The organism is Micromonospora sp. 15K316 (assembly GCF_004348525.1).
Taxonomy (GTDB): domain Bacteria; phylum Actinomycetota; class Actinomycetes; order Mycobacteriales; family Micromonosporaceae; genus Micromonospora.
Window position 1 is genome coordinate 1 of sequence record NZ_SMKG01000099.1, and the last position, 21,800, is coordinate 21,800.

A 21,800-nucleotide genomic window follows, 5' to 3' on the forward strand; every position below is an offset into this window, starting at 1 on the left:
ATGTGTCGGTGCCCGGGGCGGGGGTCGAACCCGCACGCCTTGCGGCAGCCGCTTTTAAGGCGGCCGTGTCTGCCGTTCCACCACCCGGGCCGGGCGGCACCGGCGCGTCGACACGCGGCGGTGCACTGCCACGTTAACCGGTCGCCCGCGACTCGGCGCACCCCGTCGCCGTTGCCGGTTACGTGAGCAGCGCAGCCACCACGGCAACCGACATCCTCCCCGAGCGGGCCGCCGGCCCCGCCGAGCGGGCCACGAGCCGCCCCCGTACCGCCCGGATCCGGGCCGCCCTCCGCCGGCACCGTGCCGACCTCGCGGTCTCGCTCTTCTTCGTCGTGCTCGCCGGTTGGCTCATCCACGGACTCTGGCCGCATCCGGGTACCCGGACGCTGGCGCTGAACCCCGCGGACCAGGCCCTCTACGAGTGGTTCCTCGCCGTCGACGCGCGGGCCCTGCTCGGCGACTTCGGCCTGCTCACCGACCGGCTCAACGCGCCGGAGGGGGTGAACCTGATGGCGAACACCTCGGTCATCGCCCTCGGCGTCCTGCTCGCCCCGGTCACCCTGCTGCTCGGCGCGCCGGTCACGTTCGCGCTGCTGGCGGCCGCCAACGTGGCCGGTACCGCGATCGCCTGGTACCTGCTCTTCACCCGGCTCCTGCGTGCCCGCCGGCTCGCCGCCGGACTCGGCGCCGGCCTCTGCGGCTTCGGCCCGGGAATGGTGTCGCAGACCAACAGTCACCTGCACATGACCGCGCAGTGGCTGGTACCGGTGATCGTCTGGCTGGTGGTACGGCTGCTGCGCGCCGCCGACCCGCGCCGGCTGGGAGCTGTCGGCACGGCGGACGGCATCGTCAGGGCCGGCGCGGACCGCCGGCGGATGGTGAGCTCCGCGGTCGGCCTCGCCGCCACGGTCAGCGCCCAGGTCTTCATCGGCGAGGAAGTGCTCTTCCTCGCCGCGGTCACCATGCTGATCATGGCCGTCACCTGCGCCGTGGTGGACCGGGAGCTGACCCGCCGCGCCCTTCCCGGCTTCGCCGCCGGCATGGCGCTCGCCACCGGCCTCGCCGCGCTGGTGCTCGCGTACCCGCTCTGGTTCCAGTTCGCCGGCCCGCAGGGGGTCGCCGACGGGGTCTTCAACCCGCTGCACTTCTCGGCCGACCTGCGCAGCTGGACGGCGATCTCCCCGCTCTCCGTGGCCGGAAGCGAGAGCGCGGCCGCACTGACCACCGGACCGGCCGAGTACAACACCTTCCTCGGCTGGCCCCTCCTGCTGGTCACGGTGGGCTGTGCCGTCTGGTTGGGCCGCCGCCGTACGGTGGCGTGCGCCTGCGTGGTCGCCGCGGTGGTGATGGCGGCCCTCTCCCTCGGTCCGGCGCTGGTGCTCGGCGGAACGCGCACCGGTGTCCCCGGCCCGTACGCTCTGCTGGCCGGGCTGCCGGTGGTGGACGGCGCGCTCCCCATGCGGTTCGCCCTCGCCCTGCTGCCGCTGATCGGGACGCTGCTGGCGCTGGCCGTGGACCGTGCGCTGCGGGGCACCGGGCGGGCCCGACGGCTGTTGCCGGCGGCGGTCGGCGCGGCGCTGCTACCGCTGCTACCCACCCCGCTGCCGACCGTCGAACGTCCCCCACTGCCGGAGTTCGTCAGCGGCGGGCACTGGCGGGCGTGCGTCGAGCCGGGCGGCGTGCTGGTTCCGGTACCGCTGCCCAGCCCGAAGGACCCCTGGCCGATGCGCTGGGCGGCCGCCGCCGACGCCGCGTTCCGGCTGCCGGAGGGCTTCTTCATCGGCCCGTACGGCCGCCGCGCCACCGCCGCGTTCGGCACCTACCCACGGCCCACCTCGCGCCTGCTCGCCGACGTCGGCAAACGGGGCGGCCGACCGGTGATCGGGCCCGAGCAGCGGCGGCAGGCCGCACGGGACGTCGACTTCTGGGACGCCTCCTGCGTGGCGCTGGCCGACGGCACCCCGCACGCGGAGAGCCTACGGATCGTCCTGGAGCAGCTCTACGGCCCGTCCACCCGGATCGCCGACGCCTGGATCTGGCGGGTGTGACCGAGCGGCCCACCCGGCACGGCGGGTCACCGAACCGGAGACGACGGAACCCCCGGCCGGTCGGCCGGAGGGGTTCACGACACGTTCTCAGCCCTGGCGGGCGGGCACCGGCGCCGAGGCCTCGAGGAACTCCTCACGCGGCTCGTGCAGCTGACCGAGGGCGACGGCCTCCCGCTTGAGGAAGAAGGCCAGCGTCCAGTCGACCACGACCCGGACCTTCCGGTTGAACGAGGGGATCCGGCTCATGTGGTACGTCCGGTGCATGAACCAGGCCGGCCAGCCCTTCACCTTGATGCCGTACACCTGGCCGACACCCTTGTGCAGGCCGAGGCTGGCCACGCTGCCGACGTGCTTGTGCTTGTAGTCGACCGGCTCGCGCCCGCGGATCACGTTCGCGATGTTGTCGGCCATCCGGGCCGCCTGACGCACGGCGTGCTGGGCGCTCGGCGAGCAGTAGGCGCCCGGCGGCTTGGTCAGGTCCGGCACCGCGGCGCAGTCGCCCGCGCTCCACGCGCCCTCGACCACCTTGTCACCGTCGACCAGCTGAAGCGTCGGCACACAGGTGAGGTGCCCCCGCTCGCCGCGCGGCAGATCGGTCTTGGCGAGCAGCGGCGACGGCTTCACACCGGCGGTCCAGACGATCGTGCCGGCCGGGAAGCTGTCGCCGTCGGAGAGCTTCACGATCCCGTCGACGCACGACTCGAGCCGGGTGTCCAGCCGGATGTCCATGTTCCGCTTCAGCAGCTGCTGCACCGTGTAGGCGCCCATGTCCCGGTCCACCTCGGGCAGCACCCGCTGGGTCGCCTCGACGAGCACCCAGCGCATGTCCTCCGGCTTGAGCTCGGGGTAGTAGCGCAGCGCGTCGCGCGCCATGTCCTCCATCTCGGCCAGCGCCTCGATGCCGGCGTAGCCGCCGCCGACGAAGACGAAGGTCAGCTCGCGCCGACGGACGTCCGGGTCGGAGGTGGCCGCCGCCAGGTCGAGCCGCGCCAGCACGTGGTTGCGGAGGTAGATGGCCTCGCCGATGGTCTTGAAACCGATGCCGTTCTCGTGCAGGCCCGGGATCGGCAGGGTACGGGAGACCGAGCCGGGGGCCACGATCACGTGGTCGTACGCGATCTCTCGCGTCGGCCCGGCGATCGGCTGAACCGTCGCGACCTTACGGGCGTGTTCGATCCGGGTGACCGCACCAGCCACAACCGTGCAGCGGCGCAACTCCCGGCGCAGCGGCACCACGGAGTGCCGGGGGGAGATGTTGCCGGCCGAGGCCTCGGGCAGGAAGGGCTGATAGGTCATGTGGGGCTGGGGGTCGACCACGATGACCTCAGCCTCGAGGGAGCTGAGCTTCTTCGACAGGCGCAGGGCCGCGTAGAGGCCGACGTGACCAGCACCCACCACAAGGATCCGCTTCGGATTCACGCCAGCTATCTTTCCCCGGGCCGCTCGGCTAATCCCGATCGCGCCCCTCTTCTGTGACGGAGCACAACCGCTGTGACCTGCGCAACGTCTTCAGACCCCTGGTTTCACCGCCGTCTCAGCAGCCAACCCAGCAACGCGGCCACACCCACCGCGACCAGCAGCCCACCCACCGTGACCAGCTGATGCCCCGACGTCCCGCCCAGCCCACCGGCGACCATGACCAGCACTCCGAGCACCGAGGCCGCCAGCACCACCGCGCCGGCCCGCAGCAGCCAGCCGGTGATCACGTCCGGATCCACCACGGCGTCGTACGGCAGCAACGCGGCCAGCGCGCAGAGCGTGTGCGCCAGGTAGAGCAGGGCGGCGAGGCCGAGCAGCCGCCACAACTCGACCGGCCGGTCGTAACCGTCGGCGGCGAGCAGCCATCCGCCCACCGCGACGAGCGCCGCGAAGGTCGGCCAGACCCGGCGCGGACCGACGGCGGGCAACAGCGCCGCGACCGCCAGCAGGCCGAGGGTCCGGGCGGAGAGCACCTGGACCGGGTAGGCCAGCACGAGACCGCCCAGCACGGTGAGGAAGACGCCGGCCCGGACGAGCAGCGGCGGCAGACTGATCCGGGTGGCGGCCGACGTCACGGCACGCACCCGCGCGGTCAGGGCGTCGATCATCGCGTCCCACCTCCGTCCACCGGCCGGCCTCCCGCGCTCACCGGCCGCCGACCCGAGGCGCGGTGGCGAGCCGGGCCACGTCGCGCAGCACCTGGTCCAGGCTGCCCGCGCCGGCCCACCGCACCACCGGCACACCGTGCTCGCGGAGCTGGGCGATCATCGTGTCCCGGTCCAGCCACCACAGCCGGTACGCCACCTCCGCCCAGCCCCGGTCCTTCGGCGGGGCGAGGTCGGTGGGCAACGTGTCCACCGCGACCACGAACCGGCCGGACCGGGCCAGCCGGGCCAGCATCTGCGCGGACCGCTCGTCCAGCAGCGGAGTGAGCACCACCACCAGCGCGTCCGAGGAGAGCAGCTGCGGGCCGAAGACCTGGTCGTACGGTTCCTGCGGACCACCGCCGTCGGCGTGCACGTCGAGCAGCCACTCCAGCACGGTCAGGTACTGCCGGCGACCGGTCGCCGGGCGTAGCCGGCGCGCGGCCGGACCGTACTCCAACAGGGACACCCGGTCACCGCGGTGCAGGTAGTGCTCGGCGATGGCGGCCGCCGCCCGCACCGTCGTGTCCAGCACGGACGCCGCGCCGTCGACGCCACCCGAGCGGCCCGCCTCGGCGAGCACGTCGAGCAGCACCACCACCTCGGCGTCCCGGTCGGAGAGCGTCGCCGCCACGTGCAGCTGCCGCGCCCGCAGGGACACCCGCCAGTCGATCCGGCGCAGCCGGTCACCGGGCGCGAAGATCCGTACGCCGGCCAGCTCGCCGCCCTCGCCCGGCCGCCGGGAACGGTGCGCGCCGACCAGGCCGGCTGCCCTCGGCATCGCCTCCACCGCCTCGAACGGCTCGGTCCTCGGGTAGACCTTCACCTGGACCGGTTCGGTGACCACCGCCCGGGAGACCAGCAGGCCACCGGCGGCGGCGACCCGCGCGCCCGCCGGGCCGATCGGATGCCGCCCCCAGCGCAGCGCCGTGCCGGCCAGCTCCAGGTCGACCGCAGCGGCGGTGGGCACCGACGTCACGAACGGCCGATCCGTCGCCGTACGCCCCTCGGCCCGGACGCCGCTGGCGAAACCGGCGCGGTCGATCCGCAGCCAGGGCGAGACCCGGCTCCGGACCACCACCACCTCGTAGCCGACCGTGTCCGCGTTGCCGACGGCGACCGCGGCGGCCAGTTCACTCCCCTCCACCAGGTGCCCGTCGTCGGTCTCGACCCACACCTGCGGCAGCGCGGCGGGGCGCCGGCGCAGCGCGTACGCGGTGCCGAGTGCGAAGGGCGCGGCCAGCACGATCAGGTCGATCCGGCCGAGCACCACCCCCGCCACCAGCAGCAGGCCGGTGAGCAGCACGGCGCGACCGAGCGCCCGGGTGGGCGCCCAGCCGGTCGCCGCCGGCTGCTGGTCCGGCACGCTCGCCTCGGCCATCAGCGACTGTGCCCGCCGGCCGCGTAGCTGGGCAGGGCGCCGCTGGCCGGGGCGGGCGTGGCCTCCAGCACCTCGCTGACCACGAAGGACGGATCGACCCGGCGCAGCCACATCTCTGGCCGGAGGGTGATCCGGTGCGCCAGCGCCGGGACGGCGACGTCCTTGACGTCCTCCGGCACCACGTAGTCCCGACCGCCGAACACCGCCCGGACCCGGGAGAGCAGCAACAGCGCCAGCGACCCGCGCGGCGACGCGCCCACCAGCACCGACGGATGCTCACGGGTGGCCGCGGTGAGCGCCACGATGTACCGCCCGATCGAGTCCTCGACCGCGACGTCCTCGAGCGCCGCCTGCATGGCGCGCAGCGTCGCCGCGTCCACCACCGGCTTGATCTCGGCCTCCTCCCGGCGGCGGGCCATCCGCCGGCGCAGCACCTCCCACTCCTCCTCGTGCTCCGGGTAGCCGAACGAGACCCGCAGCAGGAAGCGGTCGAGCTGCGCCTCGGGCAGCGGGTAGGTGCCCTCGTACTCGACCGGGTTGGCGGTGGCCAGCACGTGGAACGGCTCGTCCAGCCGGTAGGTGACACCCTCGACGGAGACCTGCTTCTCCTGCATCGCCTCGAGCAGGGCGGACTGCGTCTTCGGCGGCGTCCGGTTGATCTCGTCGGCGAGCAGCAGGTTGGTGAAGACCGGCCCGGCCCGGAAGGAGAAGTCACCGCTGCGCTGGTCGTAGAGGAAGGAGCCGGTGACGTCGGCGGGGAGCAGGTCGGGGGTGAACTGGAGCCGGCGGAAGTCCAGTCCGAGCGCCTGCGCGAACGAACGCGCGGTGAGCGTCTTGCCGAGCCCGGGCAGGTCCTCCAGCAGGACGTGCCCGCCGGCCAGGATGCCCGCGAGGACCAGCTCCAGCGCGTCGCGCTTGCCGACCACGACCGAGCCGACCGCGTCCAGCACCGCCCGGGCCAGGTGCCCCACCTCGACGGCGGGCATGCTCCGGTCCACGTCGTTCATCAGATTTTCTCCAGTTCGGCGACGATCGCCGCGAGGTCGCGCGGCGACGGTGTGCGGCGGGGGGAAGTCTGCAGGAACGCCCAGAGCCGTTCGCCCAGCAGGGCTCGGGCGCGGACCGGGTCCGACTCGCGGGTGATGCCGTGCCGCAGCCGCAGCCGCTCGTCGGCGAGCTCGACGAGGCGGGGCAGGATCACTCCGGTGAACCGCTCGGGCCGGGTGTTCGACCACTCCAGCGGCGTCTCCCAGCCGTTGATGGCGCGGCGCAGCGCGTCCTGCGCGGTCCAGTTCCAGGTGCCGTCGTCCGCCCGGTTGACCGGGCGGCGGGGCGGGGGCGGAAGCGGTCCGGGGGCGAGCGCGGCGACGATCCGGCGTACGACGAACAGCGCGAGCACACCGGTGACCAGGATCAGCAGCGAGACCTGCAGACCGACCGCGCGCAGCCCGACGATCACCACGACGACGACCGAGGCGACACCGATGAGCAGGCGCAGCAGCCCGCCGAGCCGGCCGCGCCCGCCCCGCTCCTCCCGCCGGGGCCGCTCCTCCTCGAAGGTGAGCAGGTCGTCGATGCTGGCACTACCGCTCATGCCGCCGCCTCGCTGCGCTCAGCGCCGACATGAGGCACCACGCACCGCACCGATGATTCACTCGCTGACGCTCGCTCATGCCGCCGCCTCGCTGCGCTCAGCGCCGACATGAGGCACCACGCACCGCACCGATGATTCACTCGCTGACGCTCGCTCATGCCGCCGCCTCGGGCTGCGTCGTCGCGGTGAGTTCACCGCGCAGCCGCCGCAGCGCGGCCCGGGCCTGGTCGCGGGTGCGTTCGTCGACCGGGCGGGTCGCGTACCGCGCCTCCCGGTAGACGTGGGCGAACTCGGCCAGCACGTCGGTGCTGGCGATCGCCGGCACCCCGGCCGACGGGTCGCCGCGCAGCAGGCGCAGCACCAGGTCCGTCGAGGTGTCGCCGGCCAGCCGGGGCACGCCGGCCGCGGCGGCGGCCTCCTCGAGCCGTACCCAGCAGGCGATCACGGCGACCCGGGGATCGATGGCCTGGTCGTCGAGTTCGACGAGGCCCGCGTCCACCGCGGCCACCACGTCCCGGGTCGTGCCCTGGGCGGTGCGCCGGTGCCGCTGCTGGGGCAGCGCACGGGTGCGCCGGCGCAGCGCCCCACGCAGCAGTATCCAGAACAGGTAACCGAGCGCGGCGGCGACGGCCAGGCCGCCCAGCACGATCGCGACGGTGACGATCCACTGCGGGATCTCCCGCGCGTTGGCCTGGCCGGTGCCGCGGGGCTCGACGGGTACGGACGGCTGCGCCGACGGGTACTCGGGCAGGAACGGGAGCTCCTTGGCGGCCGGCGGGATCCGGCTCGCGCCGATCGACGAGTGCCCGGCCGCCACCGCGGCGACGCCGAGCAGCAGCGCCACCGCGACCACCGGCCACCAGCGACGCACCAGGCCGGTTCCGCTGCGGTAAGCACGGTCGTCGTTCGGCGCGTACGGCGTGGGCTGACGCGCACCGTTCGTCATCGCCACCGTCCCACGCAGGTTCAGTCCACTCCGGCCAGCTGCTTCGCCCTGGCGAACACGTCGTCCAGCATTCCTGGTGTCAGCCGCCCCGTGAAGGTGTTCTGCTGGCTGACGTGGTAGCAGCCGAGCAGATCCGGTACGGCCGTGCCGGACCAGTGTGCCCCATGCGCGAAGGCGGGTCGCGGGCTGGGCGGAACCAGCCCGTAGACCTGGCGCAGCGTCGGCCACCACGCGGCCCAGGCGAACGCGCCGAGCGCGACCACGACGCGCAGCGTGGGCCGGATCAGGTCCACCTCGCGGCGCAGCCAGGGAGCGCAGGTGTCCCGCTCCTGCGGGGTCGGCTTGTTCTCCGGCGGGGCGCAGCGAACGGCGGCGAAGATCCGGGTGTCGCGCAGGCTGAGCCCGTCGTCGACGGCGACGCTGGTCGGCTGGTTCGCCAGCCCCGCCCGGTGCAGCGCCGCGAAGAGGACGTCGCCGGAGCGGTCACCGGTGAAGATCCGGCCGGTGCGGTTGCCGCCGTGCGCGGCGGGCGCCAGCCCGAGGATGGCGATCCGGGCGTCCGGTGCGCCGAAACCGGGCACCGGACGGCCCCAGTACTCCTGGTCCCGGAACGCCGCGCGGCGGGTCCGCGCCACCTCCTCCCGCCAGTCGACCAGGCGCGGGCAGGCGAAGCAGTCGCTCACCGCCGCGTCGAGGTCGGCGAGGTCGGTCGTGCGCGCGGCGCGCTCGACCACCTCGTCCGGCGTACGGGGCTCAGCCAAGCTTGGCCCGGAAGAGTTCGAGGGTGCGGGCCCAGGCGGTCGCCGCGGCGCGCTGGTCGTAGTTCTCCGGCCGGTCCTCGTTGAAGAACGCGTGGGCGGTGCCCGGATAGTCGTACGTCTGGCAGGTGCCGCCGGCACTCTCGATCGCCCGGCGTACGGTCTGCACACCCTCGTCGGTGGAGGTTCCGTCCGCTTCGGAGCAGTGGACGATCGCCGCCTTACCCGCGTAGTCGGTCCACTCGTCGCGCATCCCCTCCCACGGCAGCCGCGGGTAGAAGGCGGCCGCGGCGACGATCCGCTCCGATCGGGTGGCCGACCACAGGGCCAAACTGGCGCCGGCACAGAAACCGGCGCAGCCGACCTTGCCGGTGACCTCGCCACGACCGGCGAGGTAGTCGGCCGCGGCCGCGATGTCGGCCGCCGCCTCGTCCATCTGCGCGCTGTTCAGCATCTGCCTCGGCTCGCTCGGTCTGCTGGCCGGCTCACCGTGGCGGAAGTCCGGCGCGAGGGCGACGAACCCGGCCTCGGCGAAGCGGTCCACGACCGCCCGGACGTGGGGCACCAGTCCCCACCAGTCCTGGATGACGATGACCGCGGGGCTGGCCGCACCGCCGGAGGGTATCGCGAGATATCCCTCGCCCGCGCCCTGGCTGCGATACCTCACCATTTCGCCCATCAGGCCGTCCTCCTAGCGGTCAGTCATCGTTGGCTGGTCGCCCAGTGCCGGTAGCCTGCCACGCCGCGACCGCGCCGGGAAGATGCCGGAACAGTGGTATTCACCTCCTGTTCCCGCAGGCGGCGATCGGCATACGCCGACGGCGGCGCGATCACTCGCGCCGCCGTCGGAAGTCTGCGCCGGATGCCCCGGCGGACGAGCTGCGATCAGGCCTTCTCGGTGAGGCAGAGCAGGTAGCCGGTCTTGCCGGGCTCGATGCTGTAGAAGAGGTAGCCGTCCTGGTCCTCCTTGAAGAACGGCTCACACGCGGTGCCGGCCTGCGCCTGCGCCTCGGTCTGCCCGTCCACGCGACCGACCACGTTGTACACGGCCTCCGTCGAGGTGCAGTCGACGACCTTGGCGTCGTCGACCTCCTCCTCCTCGGTGCCGAGGACCTTGGGCAGCTCCGCGATGCAGTCGCCGACCTTGGCGTCGGCCGTGGCGTCCTTGTCGAAGACGTTCCGGATCACGCTGGCGAGACCGAACTTGAGCCCCGCGATGACCACGAACACGACGATCGCGCCGATGATGCCGAGCGCCTTCTTGCCGCCGGACTTCTTCGCCTCCGGCTCGACCGGGGGCGGCACCTGCTCGGCCGACGGGGCCTGCTCGACCGGCTCGGCCTGCGGCGCCGGGTGCGGCTGCTCAGGAGTGGCCGAGGGGGGCGGTGCGACCTGCTCTGACACGGGGGTTCCTTCCGGGGGGTGAATGAGCAGACGACACGCTAGCGATCATGAACGTCTCGCGTGGCCCCGGGAACCTCATCCGTTCAGCTATTTCTCAGCTTTTACAGCAACCTCACAGCTTCGACGAGGACAGCGGAACCCCTGGTCGTCGAGGGACGGTGGCCAGGGGTTCCGCGGAGGTTCACCGGGTGGTGCTCGGCGTGGGCGTCGCGCTTGCCGTCGCGCCCGGGTCGGCGGTCGCGGTCGGCTCCGGAGTGCGCGACGCCGCGGGGGTGCTCGACGGTGATGGGGAGGTGGTCGCGGTGGGGCTCGACAGCGGCGGGAGAGCCGGCGCCGTCGAGGGGCCGACCGGCGCCCGTGGCGCGAAGGGCGCCTGCTCCGGGCAGTACGGGTAGGGACGCAGCAGCGGGTTGCCCTGCGGGGAGCCGCCACTCGGGTCGAACTCGTCGCGGCAGTCCGGGTAGCCGAGCCGGATCGGGTTGCCGTTCTGGTCGAAGAGCCGGGCGTTCTCCACCAGCCGCCCCTCGCTGTCGTAGACGAAGACGTCCCGGACCTGGTCGTACGGGTTGACGACCGCGATCGGGTCGTAGCCGCCGTAACCGGCGCGCCGCTCACCGTCGGCCAGGCCGGCCAGCCCGAACACGACGAGCACGACGCTGCTGGCGTGCAGGGCCAGCCGGGGCCAGCGACGCAGCCGCTCCGAGCGGCGGCCCAGCCAGATCGAGCCGAACAGGAACCCGATGAGCATCACCACGCCGGCGAGGAGCTCGCCGCCGAACCGGGGAAGGAGACCGAGCGAGCCACCGGTGGTCACGACGGTCACCAGCATGGCGGCCAGGTACGCGCGCAGGACCCACCAGCCGGGGCGGAGCAGCCGCAGGAAGTCACTTCCGGTCGCGTACCCCAGGGGTGGGCCCAGCCGGCGGTCGAGGGCGCGCAGCCGACCCAGGATGCTGCTCACCATGCCGGCCACCCGCTGGTCCAGCTTCCGCCGCTTCAGGTCGGGGGCTCCGGCGGCGTCCCGCAGTTCGGCGGCGTACGCCTCGGGGGTGCCGAGCCGGTCGACCAGCGATCCCTCCCCCTCGGCGGCCACCTCTGTCAGGTGCTCCGGCAGGTCCTCGGTCAACTCCTCGCGCAGCGCCGGCGGCAGGTCCGCCAGCGCGGCCCGGACCCGGCCGACGTACTCCGCGATCTCCTGCTCCGTGACGGTCATGCCGCCGCCCCCCGTTCGTCGAGCAGTGCGTCCATCGTGGTGGCGAACGAGCGCCACAGTTTGCCGGAGCGGGCCAGTTGGTCCCGCCCGGCCGCGTTGAGTGAGTAGTACTTGCGGTGCGGGCCGGACTCGCTCGGCACGACGTAGGTGGTCAACAGCCCCGCGGCGAAGAGCCGGCGCAGGGTGCCGTAGACGGAGGCGTCGCCCACCTCCTCCAGGCCGGCCTCCCGGAGCCGGCGGAGGATGTCGTAGCCGTAGCCGTCCTCGGCGCGGAGCACCGCGAGCACGGCCAGATCCAGCACGCCCTTCAGGAGCTGGGTGGTATCCACGCATCGCACACTACTGCGCTATGCGTAATAGCGTCAAGAACATCGACCGGCGCCGTGGCGCGCGTCGCGGCGGCGGGAGTGATGATCGGCGGGGAGCGCGGCCGGCGGTCCGGACCCGGCCGGCGGGGTCAGCCGGCGCTCGGCGCGAGGCTCCAGGCGATGCCGTCGAGGATGTCGTGCTCGGACGCGACCACGGAGGGCATCCCGGCCCGCTCCATGATCACTTTGAGCACCAGCGCGCCGGCGCCGATGACGTCGGCCCGCCCCGGGTGCATCACCGGAATCGCCAACCGCTGCTCCCGCGTCTTCCCCAGCAGGTCGGCGGTCACCTCGGCGACCGCGTCGTACGACACCCGAGCGTGGTGGATGCGGGCCGGGTCGTACGCCCGCAGGCCCTGCGCGATCGCGACCACGGTGGTGACCGACCCGGCGAGCCCCACCAGGGTGGCCGCCTCGCGGCCGGGCACCACCGTCAGCGCCCGGTCGACGGCGACCGCGATGTCGGCCTGCGCGGCGGCGATCTCGGCCACGCTGGGCGGGTCGCCGTGCAGGTGCCGCTCGGTCATCCGGACGCAACCGATGTCCATCGACACCGCCGCCCGCACGCCGCCCTCGCGGGTGCCGACCACGAACTCCGTGGAGCCACCGCCGATGTCCACCACCAGGAACGGCGCCTTCGCGTCGGCCGGCAGCCCGCGCACCGCACCGGTGAAGGAGAGCCGCGCCTCCTCGTCCCCGCTGACCACCTCGGGGGCGACACCGAGGGTCCGCTCGACCATGGCCCGGAACTCGTCGGCGTTCTCGGCGTCCCGAGTCGCCGAGGTGGCGCACATCCGCACCCGTTCGGCACCGAGCTTCTCGAACTCGGCCGCGTAGTCGACGAGCGCGACCCGGGTCCGCTCGATCGCCTCGGGCGCCAGACGTCCGGTACGGTCCACGTCCTGCCCGAGCCGGACGATCTCCATCCGCCGGCTGAGGTCGGTGAGCGGGCTCTCCGGCCCGGCGGCCGGGTCGGGCAGGTCTGCCACCAGGAGCCGGATCGAGTTGGTTCCGCAGTCGATGGCGGCCACGCGCGTCGTCACGCCGCAACCCTACGGCAGCGGTCAGGTCGAGACCGTGGTCACCGGCGGTCACGCCCCCGGTGGCGCGCCCAGCAGGTGCGCGCCCAGCGACGTCAGCCGGTGCCGAGCCGTTCCGCCCAGCCGGTCCGTCGTGAGCAGACCCGCGCCGCGCAGGGCGGTGGCGTGCTCCGAGGCCGACGCGAGGCTGATCCCGGTCGCCCTGGCGAGCGTCGTGGTGGTGTGCTCACCCGGCTCGCCCAGCCGGCGCAGGACGGCGGCCCGGGTCCGACCGAGCAGCCGGGCGAGGGGATCCGCCTTCGCGGCGGCGGTCGACGGCGAGCCGACGGCGACGGGGTAGACCAGCAGGACCGGCCGATCCGGCTCGACAAGCACCCGCGGCCGCACACCGGCCAGCGGCGACGGCACCAGGATGAGCCCCTGCCCGGTACCGGGCAGGTCAGCGCTCCACCACGTCTCGACGTCGAGCACCGGCGCCCGCCAACGGATGAGCGGGTGCAACCCGTCGAGCAGGCCGTCCAGACCGGTGGTCGCGTACTGCTGCGCGGCGGTCTCCACCTGCTGGCGGTGGGCCAGCACCAACTCCGCCCAGTGCGGCGCGAGCACCGCCTCGAACCAGGTGCGGGTCGCCCGGGCCAGCAGGTCGAAGACCTCCGGATCGGCCGCCGCGAAGCGCCGCCGCAGCGCGGTGGCCGGCAGGTCGGCGTATGCGGCGGTGACGTCCGCCCGGACCCGCCGTGCCGGCACCGCCCGGATCGCGTCGAGGCCCGCCTCCAGCGACTCCAGACCGTCGAACGGGGTCAGGAAGTCCGGCAGCCGGCCCCGGGCGGGTAACAGGTGCCGCAGCGCCGCCGTGGCGGCCCGGACGTCGCCGCCGGTGGCCCCGGCGGCCCGGTCGACCAGGCCGGGGGCGCTCGCGACGGCCGTCGGGCCGCGCAGCGCCTGACTGGCCAGCAACGCCGTGCCCACCGGATGCAGCCGGTCGGCGAAACGGATCCGGCGAAGATCCGCCGATCGGAGCCGGAGGCGAAGCATGCGAGCAGCCTGCCCGGCTTCGGGCAGGACCGAAAGGGTTGACCGGGTGACGGACCGTGGCCGAGGGTGTGCGCCATCGAGGACGAAGGGACAGGCATGCGACGGTTGTTGGCGGTGGCGGCGGCGGGACTGGTGCTCTTCGGTACCGCGTGTGACGGGGGCGCCGCAACGCCGGAGTCGTCGCCTGCCGGTACGGCCGCGGAGCCGGCGCCCGGCGACCACCGGCTGACCCTCACGCACGGCGGGAAGGAGCGCAGCTACCTCCTGCACGCCCCGCCGACGTACGACCGGGCGAAACCCAGCGCCCTGGTCGTCGCGCTGCACCCCTACCCGGGCCGAGGCACCGTGATGCAGGAGATGGTGGGCCTCGACGCCCTCGCCGACCGGGAGAACATCCTGGTCGCCTACCCGGACGGGCTCGCCGGTGGCTTCAACGCCCTGATCTGCTGCGGCACCGCCGACGACGTCGGCTTCCTCACCGCCCTCACCGAGCACCTGGTGAAGAGCTGGGGCGCCGACGCCGACCGCGTCTACCTGACCGGCATCTCCAACGGGGGCGACATGAGCTTCCGCGCCGCCGTGGAGGCGGCGGGCGTCTTCGCCGCCATCGGCGTGGTCAGCGGCGGCTACAGCGGCCCGCTGACCGAACCGGACGACTACGTGCCGAAACAGCCGGTCTCGGTGATCACCTTCATCGGCGGTCAGGACCGCTACTTCGACGCCTTCCGCACCGGATTGCAGACCTGGCAGCGACGGCTCGGATGCAAGCCGGCGCCGGCTGGCCCCAACGGGACGCCGGGAGTCACCCGCACGGACGCCCGCTGCGCCGACGGCAGCGACGTGACGGTCTACACGCTGCCGGAGATGGGCCACTCCTGGCCCGGAGCGACCAGCGGGCAACTCGCCGACGCCGACGCCGGGGTGACGGCCACCGATCTGATCTGGGAGTTCTTCGCCGCACACCCGCGCCGCTCCTGAGCGGCGGCAGTGCTCAGAGGCGCAGCAGCATCCGGCTGTTGCCGAGGGTGTTCGGCTTGACCCGCTCCAGGTCGAGGAACTCCGCGACACCCTCGTCGTACGAGCGCAGCAGCTGCTCGTAGACCGCCTGCGGCACGGGGGCGCCGTCGATCTCGGTGAAGCCGAACGAGCCGAAGAAGCGGGTCTCGAAGGTGAGCACGAAGATCCGCGCGATGCCCAGCTCGCGGGCCGAGTCGATCAGCTCACCGACGATCCGGTGCCCGATCTTCAACCCCCGGTACGACGGGTCGACCGCGACCGTACGGATCTCGGCGAGGTCCTCCCACATCACGTGCAGCGCGCCGCAGCCGACCACCGTCCCGTCCTCGACGCGCACCGCGACGCGGAACTCCTGCACGTCCTCGTAGAGCGTGACGGTGGCCTTGCTGAGCAGCCGGCGGTCATCCGTGTAGGTGTCCACCAGCCGGCGGATCCCCCGCACGTCCCCGGTGCGCGCCCGCCGCACCACGATCTCGTCGGTCACCGCGCTCACTCCGCCGCCGGCACGTCCACGCAGGGTCCGGTCGTCCACCAGGGCTCGATCAGCGCCAACGTCTCGTCGCCGAACGGGTTCACCCCGGGCCCCGCGGCGAGCGCGTGGCCCAGGTGCACGTGCAGGCACTTCACCCGTCCGGGCATCCCGCCGGCGGAGATGCCGTCGATCTCCGGCACGTGCCCGATCGCCTCCCGCCGGGCCAGATAATCCTCGTGCGCGGCCCGGTAGTGGGCCGCCAGCTCCGGGTCGGCCGCCAGCCGGTCGGCCATCTCCTTCATCAGCCCCGCCGACTCCAACCGGCTGCACGCCGCGGTCGCCCGGGGGCAGGTGAGGTAGTACAGCGTCGGGAAAGGGGTCCCGTCGGCCAGCCGGGGCGTCGTCTCCACCACGTCGGGCAGACCGCAGGGGCAGCGGTGCGCCACCGCCCGCGTACCGCGGGGTGGGCGTCCGAGCTGCGCGGCCACCGCCGCCAGGTCGGCCTCGGTGGCTGGTTCCCGCTGCGGCGGGGGTACGGAATCCGCCGCGGGCTGCTGCGGTGGTACGACGGTCACTGTTCCCATCTCTCGTTCGCGGCCTCGGCCGGTGCTCACTTGGCGGGCTGCTCGTTAGCCGCCCGCACGCTCGACCAGAGCGTGTCGTACCAGGGGTCGGGGGTGGCCGGAGCGCCCGGCCCGGCCTTCCCCGCGTCCCGGGCCGCGCCGTCCGGGTCGTTGAGGAGGATCACCAGCTTCTCGTCCGGCCGGCTCATGAAGAACCGCTCCCGCGCCTTGGTCTCGATGAAGGCCTTGTCCTGCCACTTGGCGGCTTCCTCGGAGAGGTCGGCGATCAGCTTCTCCTGCGCCGCCTGCGCGGATTCCATCCGCTCGATGTCGGCCTGCTGCTCCAGGTAGACCCGGACCGGATAGGTGTACGCCAGGGCGAGCGCGATCAGCACCGCGAAGAGCACGGTGGCCCGCCCGGTGAACCGTCGGGGGCGGGGTGCGGAGAGCCGCTTGACCGGGCCGCCCGCGCCCGTACGCCGGGCGGCGCCCGGCCGGTTCGCGGAGCGTACGCCCTCGGCGCCACGGGCGACGCCCGGAGCACGACCGGCACTCCTCGGCTCGGCGCGCACGCCGGCCTCCCGGAGCGACCCCCGGGCGCGGGCCCCGCCCGGCCGGCCCGACTGGCCGGGCCGACGGGCGGGACGCTGACCACCCGGTGTGCGGCGCTGCTGCATCGTCACACCCCTCCCCCGAGGCCTCGCGCGTCTAGGCGGAACGGTAGCGCGGGAACGCGCCCGCGCCGGCGTACCGCGCCGCGTCGCCCAGCTCCTCCTCGATCCGCAGGAGCTGGTTGTACTTGGCGACGCGGTCCGATCGGGCCGGCGCGCCGGTCTTGATCTGGCCGCAGCCGGTGGCCACGGCGAGGTCGGCGATGGTGGTGTCCTCGGTCTCGCCGGAGCGGTGGCTCATCATGCACTTGAAGCCGGCCCGGTGGGCCAGGTCCACGGCGTCGAGGGTCTCGGTGAGTGAGCCGATCTGGTTCACCTTGACCAGCACCGCGTTCGCCGCCTTCTCCGCGATACCGCGGGCGATGCGCTGCGGGTTGGTGACGAACAGGTCGTCTCCGACGATCTGCACCCGGTCGCCGATCGAGGCGGTCAGCGTCTGCCAGCCGCTCCAGTCGTCCTCCGCCAGCGGGTCCTCGATCGACACGATCGGGTACTCGTCGGCCAGCTTCGTGTAGTAGGTGCTCATGTCCTCGGCCGACTTCGCGGCACCCTCGAAGGTGTAGGTGCCGTTGTCGAAGAACTCAGTGGCCGCCACGTCGAGGGCGAACACGATGTCGGTGCCGAGGCGGTAACCGGCCTTCTCGACCGCCTCGGCGATCAGGTCCAGCGCCGCCGCGTTGGTCGGCAGGTTCGGGGCGAAGCCGCCCTCGTCGCCGAGCCCGGTCGACAGGCCCTTCTTCTTCAGCACCGACTTCAGCGCCTGGTAGACCTCGGCGCCGGAGCGCAGCGCCTCCCGGAAGCTCGGCGCGCCGATCGGCGCGATCATGAACTCCTGGATGTCGACGTTGGAGTCGGCGTGCGCGCCACCGTTGAGGATGTTCATCATCGGCACCGGCAGGAGGTGCGCGTTCGGGCCACCGAGGTAGCGGAACAGGCTCAGCTCGGCGCTGCCCGCGGCGGCCTTCGCCACCGCCAGGGACACCCCGAGGATCGCGTTCGCGCCCAGCTCCGACTTGGTGTCGGTGCCGTCGATGTCGAGCATCTTCTGGTCGATGAGGCGCTGCTCGCTGGCCTCGTAGCCGATGATCTGATCGACGATCCGGTCCTCGATGTTCGCGACGGCCTTCTCGACGCCCTTGCCCAGGTACCGGTCGGCGTCACCGTCGCGCAGCTCGAGCGCCTCGAAGGCGCCGGTGGAGGCGCCGGAGGGCACCGCGGCGCGGGCCACCGTGCCGTCGTCCAGACCGACCTCGACCTCGACGGTCGGGTTACCCCGCGAGTCGAGAATCTCCCGGGCGACGATTCCCTCGATGGTTGCCACTGAGTCGCTCCTCGTATGTGTGGTTCGGGTGCGGCCGCGACGGTGCGGCTGAGGCAGGTGTTGAACGCAGCGTAGCGGGCGACCGCGGGGCCCGGACCGTCCGGGCGTACGCACACCGCCGCGAAACCTGACCTTCGCAGCACCGTGCCCGGACATTCCCGGATTCTCCGGCCTCAACCGGCAACGGGTTTGCATCGGGTGGACCCGATCTATAAGGCTGGGCACCATGCCCGCCGCCACGACCAAACTCCGCGTGCTCGCCGTGTCGGTCATCGCGTCGCTCACGGTAACCGGCTGCCAGACCCTGGACGACGCCGGACGGGTGGTCGGGCGAGCCGATCTGGTCAACGACCTCGCCGCCCGGCTGGACCGGGCGCTCGAACTGACCTACTCGGCCGACTACCAGCTGCCCGGCGGGCAGAGCGCCTCGATCGCCCAGGCGCAGGATCCGGCCCGCTCCGCGTACAGCTACCCGGGCGGCAAGCTCACCGTCACCGGCGAGGCGACCACCCAGTGCGAGGCGACCGGCGGCCGCACGGTCTGCACCCTGGCCCCACCCCCGGCCGCCGGGAGCAAACCCTCGGTGGCCGTCTTCGCCGAGGCCAAGCGGCGCGGCCTGATCACCCCGCCGGTCGTGGTGGGCATGCTGACCGCCGCCGCGCTCGACCCCGAGGCGGTCATCGAGCAGGACGACACCACCGTGGCCGGGCACCACGCCACCTGCGTGGACGTCGACCGGGCCGGCGACGACTTCATCGCCTGCGTGACCACGGACGGCGTACTCGGCAGCTTCACCGGGCAGGTCGACGGCGAGCCGGTGGAGGTGACGTTGAACCGCTACTCGGAGACGATCGACAGCGCGGCGTTCGACCTGCCGCCCGGCGCCGGCATCGTCGACCGGCGGTCGACCACCTCGTGACCACCGCGCCGGTGCCCGCCCCCGACGCCGAGCCGCCGGCCACCCCGGGCTCCGCGACCGTCACCGAGCCGGTCTTCGTACCCGGCGCGGACGGGTCCGGGCCGCCGCAGCCACAGCACTTCGCGCTGGTGGTGGCCGGCCGCCGGCTGTTGCTCGGCGCCGACGGCGGGTTCCCCCGGATCGGCGACCTGCCCGCCCGCTCGGACTGGGTGCCGCTCGGCACGCTGGACGGCGTCCCGGCCTGGGGCGCCGCCCACCCGGACGGCGAGGAGCCACCCGCCGTCGCGAGCCCGAACGACGGCCCGGCGCGCTGGACGGGCTGGCCGGCCCTCGCCGCCGAGATGTCCGCGCCGCTCGCCGCGCTGGCCGGGCGGGCCCTGCAGGTGATCACGTGGCGGCGCAGCCACCGCTGGTGCGGTGCCTGCCGCACCGAGCTGGCCGAGGTTCCGGGCGAACCGGCCCGCCGCTGCCCCGACTGCGGGCTCTACGTCCCGATGCAGCTCTCCCCCGCCGTGCTGGTCGCGGTCACCCGGGCCGGTCCCGCCGGCCGACCTGACGAGCTGCTGCTGGTGCGGCACTCGTACGGGCCGACCGAGCTGTGGGCGCTGGTCGCCGGCTTCGTCGAGGCGGGCGAGACGCTGGAGGCGGCCGTGCACCGCGAGGTCGGCGAGGAGGTCGGGCTGACGCTGACCGAGCCGGCCTACTTCGGCAGCCAGCCGTGGGCGATGTCCGGCCCGGGCGTGCTGCTCACCGGGTTCACCGCCACCTCGGCCGACCCCCGCGCCGAGCCGGTGGTGGACGGCCGGGAGCTCGTGGCGGCCCGGTGGTTCCCGCTGGACGCGCTGCCGGCCGAGCTGCCCCCCGGGTACTCCATCTCCCGCTGGCTGATCGACGCGGCCCGCGCCGGAGCGCGGCGCTAGGCCCCGAACGCCCCGCTCGCGGCGGGGCGGCCCGACGCGAGACCGGCCTCGGGCGGGGCCACCCCGGCGCGAGACCAGCCCAGCGCGGCCGGCCTTGGGCGAGGCCAGCCCGGCGCGAGACCAGCCCAGCGCGGCCGGCCTTGGGCGAGGCCGGCCCGGCGCGAGGCCGGTCCGGTCGGCGACGGGCCGAGGCGACGTCGACGCCCCCCCGGGCGACGACGGCGCCGGCCGATGCCTCAAGGTCAACTCGGGTTACCGCACATCGGGGCATCCGGCCTCCGGGTCACCCCGATTCACACCGAAATCGAGTCGATCAACCGACAAAGGGTCCGCTGCCGACCGGCCGGGCGATCCCAGCTACAGGCCGAGCAGGGTGCGCAGGTGGCGCGGCGGCGGGCAGTCGTGGCCGAGCATCGCGTCGTGCCAGTCCCGCAGCGACACACCGTCCGGCCGGGCCGCGGCGATCTCGGCGACCTCCGTGTAGCCCACGAAGTAGGTGGAGAGCTGGGTGGAGGTCAGCAGAGCCCGACGCCACTTGCCGGCCGCCTCGCCCTCCTCCTGGAACCCCCGCCCGGTCATCAGCGCCATCGCCTCCGCCTCGGGCAGCTCCTCGCAGTGCACGAGCTGGTCCAGCAGCGCGTTGATGGTCATCCGCAGCTGCATCTTGAGCTGCTGCAACCGCACCGGCAGGCCACCGAAGCCGAGCCCCGTCATCATCTCCTCGGCGTAGACCGCCCACCCCTCGATGAAGGGGCCGGACTCGGCCAGCGCCCGGACCCGCGTGCCGCCGACGTACCGGCGGGCGTGGGCGAGCTGGAGGAAGTGCCCCGGCATCGCCTCGTGCACCGTCAGATTGCGGATCATGTGGTTGTTGTACTCGCGGTAGAACGACTCCACGCGCTGCGCCGGCCAGCCCGCCGGAGTCGGCGCGATGCAGTAGAAGGTGGGTACCTCGGCGACCTCCAGCGGCCCGGGCGCGTCGCAGTAGGCGACCGCCACGCCCCGCGCGAACTCCGGCATCTCCTGGATCACGCACGGATCGTCGACCAGCGTCACCAGGTCGTGGGCGCGGACGAAGTCCGTCGCCTCGTCGAGGGTGCTCGAGGCGAGCTCCACGATGGTCGCGTCGTCCGGGTGCTCGGCGGCGAGCAGGCCCAGCGCGCGGCGTACCGTCTCGTCGTCGGCCGGACCGCCGACCAGCTCGACCGCCGCCTCGCGGATCTGTTCGGTGATCCGGTCCAGGTTGGCCCACGCCCGCTTCAGGATCTCCGGGGCAGCCAGCTCGGTGTCGAGCGTGTGCCAGAGCCGCGCCTCCCAGCGGCGTCGGCCCAGTCGTGGGTCACGCCCCGGGCCGGCGTCGGCGGCCAGTCCGGTTCGCAGCCAGGCGACGAACTCCTCCAGGGCCGCGATCGCCGCGGTGGCGGCCGGCTCGACCCGGCCGTGCAGCTCCGGCGCCTGAGCGAGCAGCGCCGGCACCTCGTCGCGGATCAGCGCCGCCGTGCCGGTGAACTGCCCGACCGCCGTCTCCGCGTGGATCCGCGGCATGTCGCGCAGCGTCCCGCGGGCGATGGCCAGCACGTCCGGTACGGCGGCGAGCCGCCCGGCGAGCTGCGTCAGCCGCACGTCCGCCGGGGCGTACGGACGGGCCACGATCGCGTGCAGCAACGGACCCGGGTTGTGCCGGAGCGGATCCCACTCGTACGACCGGATCTCGGTCAGCTCGAAGAGCTCCCGGTCGACAAGCGCGCTGAGCAGGGCGTGGTCGACCCGCTCCTCGGTCTCCAGCGCGTCCCCGTCGATCTCGGAGAGCGCGTTGGCGGCGTCGGTGAGCATGGCCCGGTCGGCCGTGCGCCCGTCGGGCGAGAAGTCGGGCAGCCGGTCGTCGAAGCGGTGGTCACCGGCGGACGACGCCAGACCGGGTCGGCTCTCCAGCAGCGCCTCGACGATCCGCTCCGCGAGCGGGGCAAACGATTCCACCCGCCGACCCTACCGACTCTCCCCCCACTC

The 21,800-nt window shown here is 73.6% G+C and carries 22 protein-coding genes and 1 tRNA gene; 4 read left to right on the plus strand and 19 right to left on the minus strand.

Annotated features, from left to right (window positions below; genetic code table 11):
- Nucleotides 1-9: 9 nt before the first annotated feature.
- Nucleotides 10-90 (minus strand) — tRNA-Leu (locus E1211_RS19050).
- Nucleotides 91-182: 92 nt separating this feature from the next.
- Between E1211_RS19050 and E1211_RS19055 the strand changes: the two genes are divergently transcribed.
- Nucleotides 183-2,048, plus strand: a complete 1,866-nt coding sequence (locus E1211_RS19055) for a hypothetical protein (RefSeq protein ID WP_132350357.1) — start codon at nt 183-185, stop codon at nt 2,046-2,048.
- An 87-nt stretch (nt 2,049-2,135) separates the two neighbouring features.
- Here E1211_RS19055 and E1211_RS19060 read toward each other — a convergent pair whose 3' ends face one another.
- From E1211_RS19060 to E1211_RS19120, 13 genes are all read right to left on the minus strand, one after another.
- Nucleotides 2,136-3,467, minus strand: coding sequence for an NAD(P)/FAD-dependent oxidoreductase (locus E1211_RS19060; RefSeq protein WP_132350358.1), 1,332 nt, complete (start codon nt 3,465-3,467; stop codon nt 2,136-2,138).
- Between the two features lie 104 nt (nt 3,468-3,571).
- Nucleotides 3,572-4,132 carry a hypothetical protein gene (locus E1211_RS19065; protein WP_371686173.1) on the minus strand — a complete coding sequence of 187 codons (561 nt, stop codon included), beginning with the start codon at nt 4,130-4,132 and terminating at the stop codon, nt 3,572-3,574.
- A 40-nt stretch (nt 4,133-4,172) separates the two neighbouring features.
- On the minus strand, nt 4,173-5,552 hold the full coding sequence (locus E1211_RS19070; protein ID WP_132350360.1) for a DUF58 domain-containing protein: 1,380 nt from the start codon (nt 5,550-5,552) through the stop codon (nt 4,173-4,175).
- The gene (locus E1211_RS19075) at nt 5,552-6,559 is read right to left on the minus strand and encodes a MoxR family ATPase (protein WP_132350361.1); all 1,008 of its coding nucleotides are present in this window, start codon (nt 6,557-6,559) and stop codon (nt 5,552-5,554) included. The genes E1211_RS19070 and E1211_RS19075 overlap by 1 nt, the downstream gene beginning before the upstream one ends.
- The gene (locus E1211_RS19080) at nt 6,559-7,146 is read right to left on the minus strand and encodes a hypothetical protein (protein ID WP_132350362.1); all 588 of its coding nucleotides are present in this window, start codon (nt 7,144-7,146) and stop codon (nt 6,559-6,561) included. The genes E1211_RS19075 and E1211_RS19080 overlap by 1 nt, the downstream gene beginning before the upstream one ends.
- Nucleotides 7,147-7,300: 154 nt before the next feature.
- Complete coding sequence (locus tag E1211_RS19085; protein WP_132350363.1) at nt 7,301-8,092, minus strand: DUF4129 domain-containing protein; 792 nt, start codon at nt 8,090-8,092, stop codon at nt 7,301-7,303.
- Between the two features lie 20 nt (nt 8,093-8,112).
- Nucleotides 8,113-8,826 (minus strand): uracil-DNA glycosylase, encoded by a 714-nt coding sequence (locus E1211_RS19090; RefSeq protein WP_132350373.1) that lies wholly within the window; start codon nt 8,824-8,826, stop codon nt 8,113-8,115.
- 19 nt (nt 8,827-8,845) lie between these two features.
- Complete coding sequence (locus E1211_RS19095; RefSeq protein ID WP_132350364.1) at nt 8,846-9,529, minus strand: dienelactone hydrolase family protein; 684 nt, start codon at nt 9,527-9,529, stop codon at nt 8,846-8,848.
- Nucleotides 9,530-9,735: 206 nt separating this feature from the next.
- The gene (locus E1211_RS19100; RefSeq protein ID WP_132350365.1) at nt 9,736-10,254 is read right to left on the minus strand and encodes a hypothetical protein; all 519 of its coding nucleotides are present in this window, start codon (nt 10,252-10,254) and stop codon (nt 9,736-9,738) included.
- Between the two features lie 181 nt (nt 10,255-10,435).
- Nucleotides 10,436-11,467 carry a hypothetical protein gene (locus E1211_RS19105; protein WP_132350366.1) on the minus strand — a complete coding sequence of 344 codons (1,032 nt, stop codon included), beginning with the start codon at nt 11,465-11,467 and terminating at the stop codon, nt 10,436-10,438.
- A complete protein-coding gene (locus tag E1211_RS19110; protein WP_132350367.1) occupies nt 11,464-11,796 on the minus strand; it encodes a PadR family transcriptional regulator in 333 nt (110 codons plus the stop codon). Before E1211_RS19110 ends, E1211_RS19105 begins: the two co-directional genes overlap by 4 nt.
- A gap of 128 nt (nt 11,797-11,924) precedes the next feature.
- Entirely contained in the window at nt 11,925-12,866 is a 942-nt protein-coding gene (locus tag E1211_RS19115) for a Ppx/GppA phosphatase family protein (RefSeq protein ID WP_132350374.1), read from the minus strand.
- Nucleotides 12,867-12,926: 60 nt separating this feature from the next.
- On the minus strand, nt 12,927-13,910 hold the full coding sequence (locus E1211_RS19120; protein ID WP_132350368.1) for a helix-turn-helix transcriptional regulator: 984 nt from the start codon (nt 13,908-13,910) through the stop codon (nt 12,927-12,929).
- Between the two features lie 96 nt (nt 13,911-14,006).
- Here E1211_RS19120 and E1211_RS19125 point away from each other — a divergent pair, with 96 nt between their 5' ends.
- Complete coding sequence (locus E1211_RS19125; RefSeq protein WP_165947291.1) at nt 14,007-14,888, plus strand: PHB depolymerase family esterase; 882 nt, start codon at nt 14,007-14,009, stop codon at nt 14,886-14,888.
- A gap of 13 nt (nt 14,889-14,901) precedes the next feature.
- Here E1211_RS19125 and E1211_RS19130 read toward each other — a convergent pair whose 3' ends face one another.
- From E1211_RS19130 to eno, 4 genes are read right to left on the minus strand one after another with little or no spacing between them, the layout of a single operon-like run.
- On the minus strand, nt 14,902-15,411 hold the full coding sequence (locus E1211_RS19130; protein WP_132350376.1) for an amino-acid N-acetyltransferase: 510 nt from the start codon (nt 15,409-15,411) through the stop codon (nt 14,902-14,904).
- Nucleotides 15,412-15,416: 5 nt separating this feature from the next.
- Entirely contained in the window at nt 15,417-15,974 is a 558-nt protein-coding gene (locus E1211_RS19135; protein WP_132350369.1) for a DUF501 domain-containing protein, read from the minus strand.
- A 35-nt stretch (nt 15,975-16,009) separates the two neighbouring features.
- Nucleotides 16,010-16,639: a septum formation initiator family protein gene (locus tag E1211_RS19140; protein WP_132350377.1), complete on the minus strand. Its 630-nt coding sequence runs from the start codon at nt 16,637-16,639 to the stop codon at nt 16,010-16,012.
- Between the two features lie 31 nt (nt 16,640-16,670).
- A complete protein-coding gene (gene eno / locus E1211_RS19145; protein ID WP_132350370.1) occupies nt 16,671-17,954 on the minus strand; it encodes a phosphopyruvate hydratase in 1,284 nt (427 codons plus the stop codon).
- A 226-nt stretch (nt 17,955-18,180) separates the two neighbouring features.
- On the opposite strand from eno, the gene E1211_RS19150 reads away from it, so the two are divergent.
- Nucleotides 18,181-18,873, plus strand: a complete 693-nt coding sequence (locus E1211_RS19150; protein ID WP_132350371.1) for a hypothetical protein — start codon at nt 18,181-18,183, stop codon at nt 18,871-18,873.
- Nucleotides 18,870-19,793, plus strand: coding sequence for an NAD(+) diphosphatase (locus tag E1211_RS19155; RefSeq protein WP_243709598.1), 924 nt, complete (start codon nt 18,870-18,872; stop codon nt 19,791-19,793). Before E1211_RS19150 ends, E1211_RS19155 begins: the two co-directional genes overlap by 4 nt.
- Before the next feature lie 357 nt (nt 19,794-20,150).
- Here E1211_RS19155 and E1211_RS19160 read toward each other — a convergent pair whose 3' ends face one another.
- Nucleotides 20,151-21,770: a DUF885 domain-containing protein gene (locus E1211_RS19160; RefSeq protein WP_132350372.1), complete on the minus strand. Its 1,620-nt coding sequence runs from the start codon at nt 21,768-21,770 to the stop codon at nt 20,151-20,153.
- Nucleotides 21,771-21,800 lie beyond the last annotated feature (30 nt).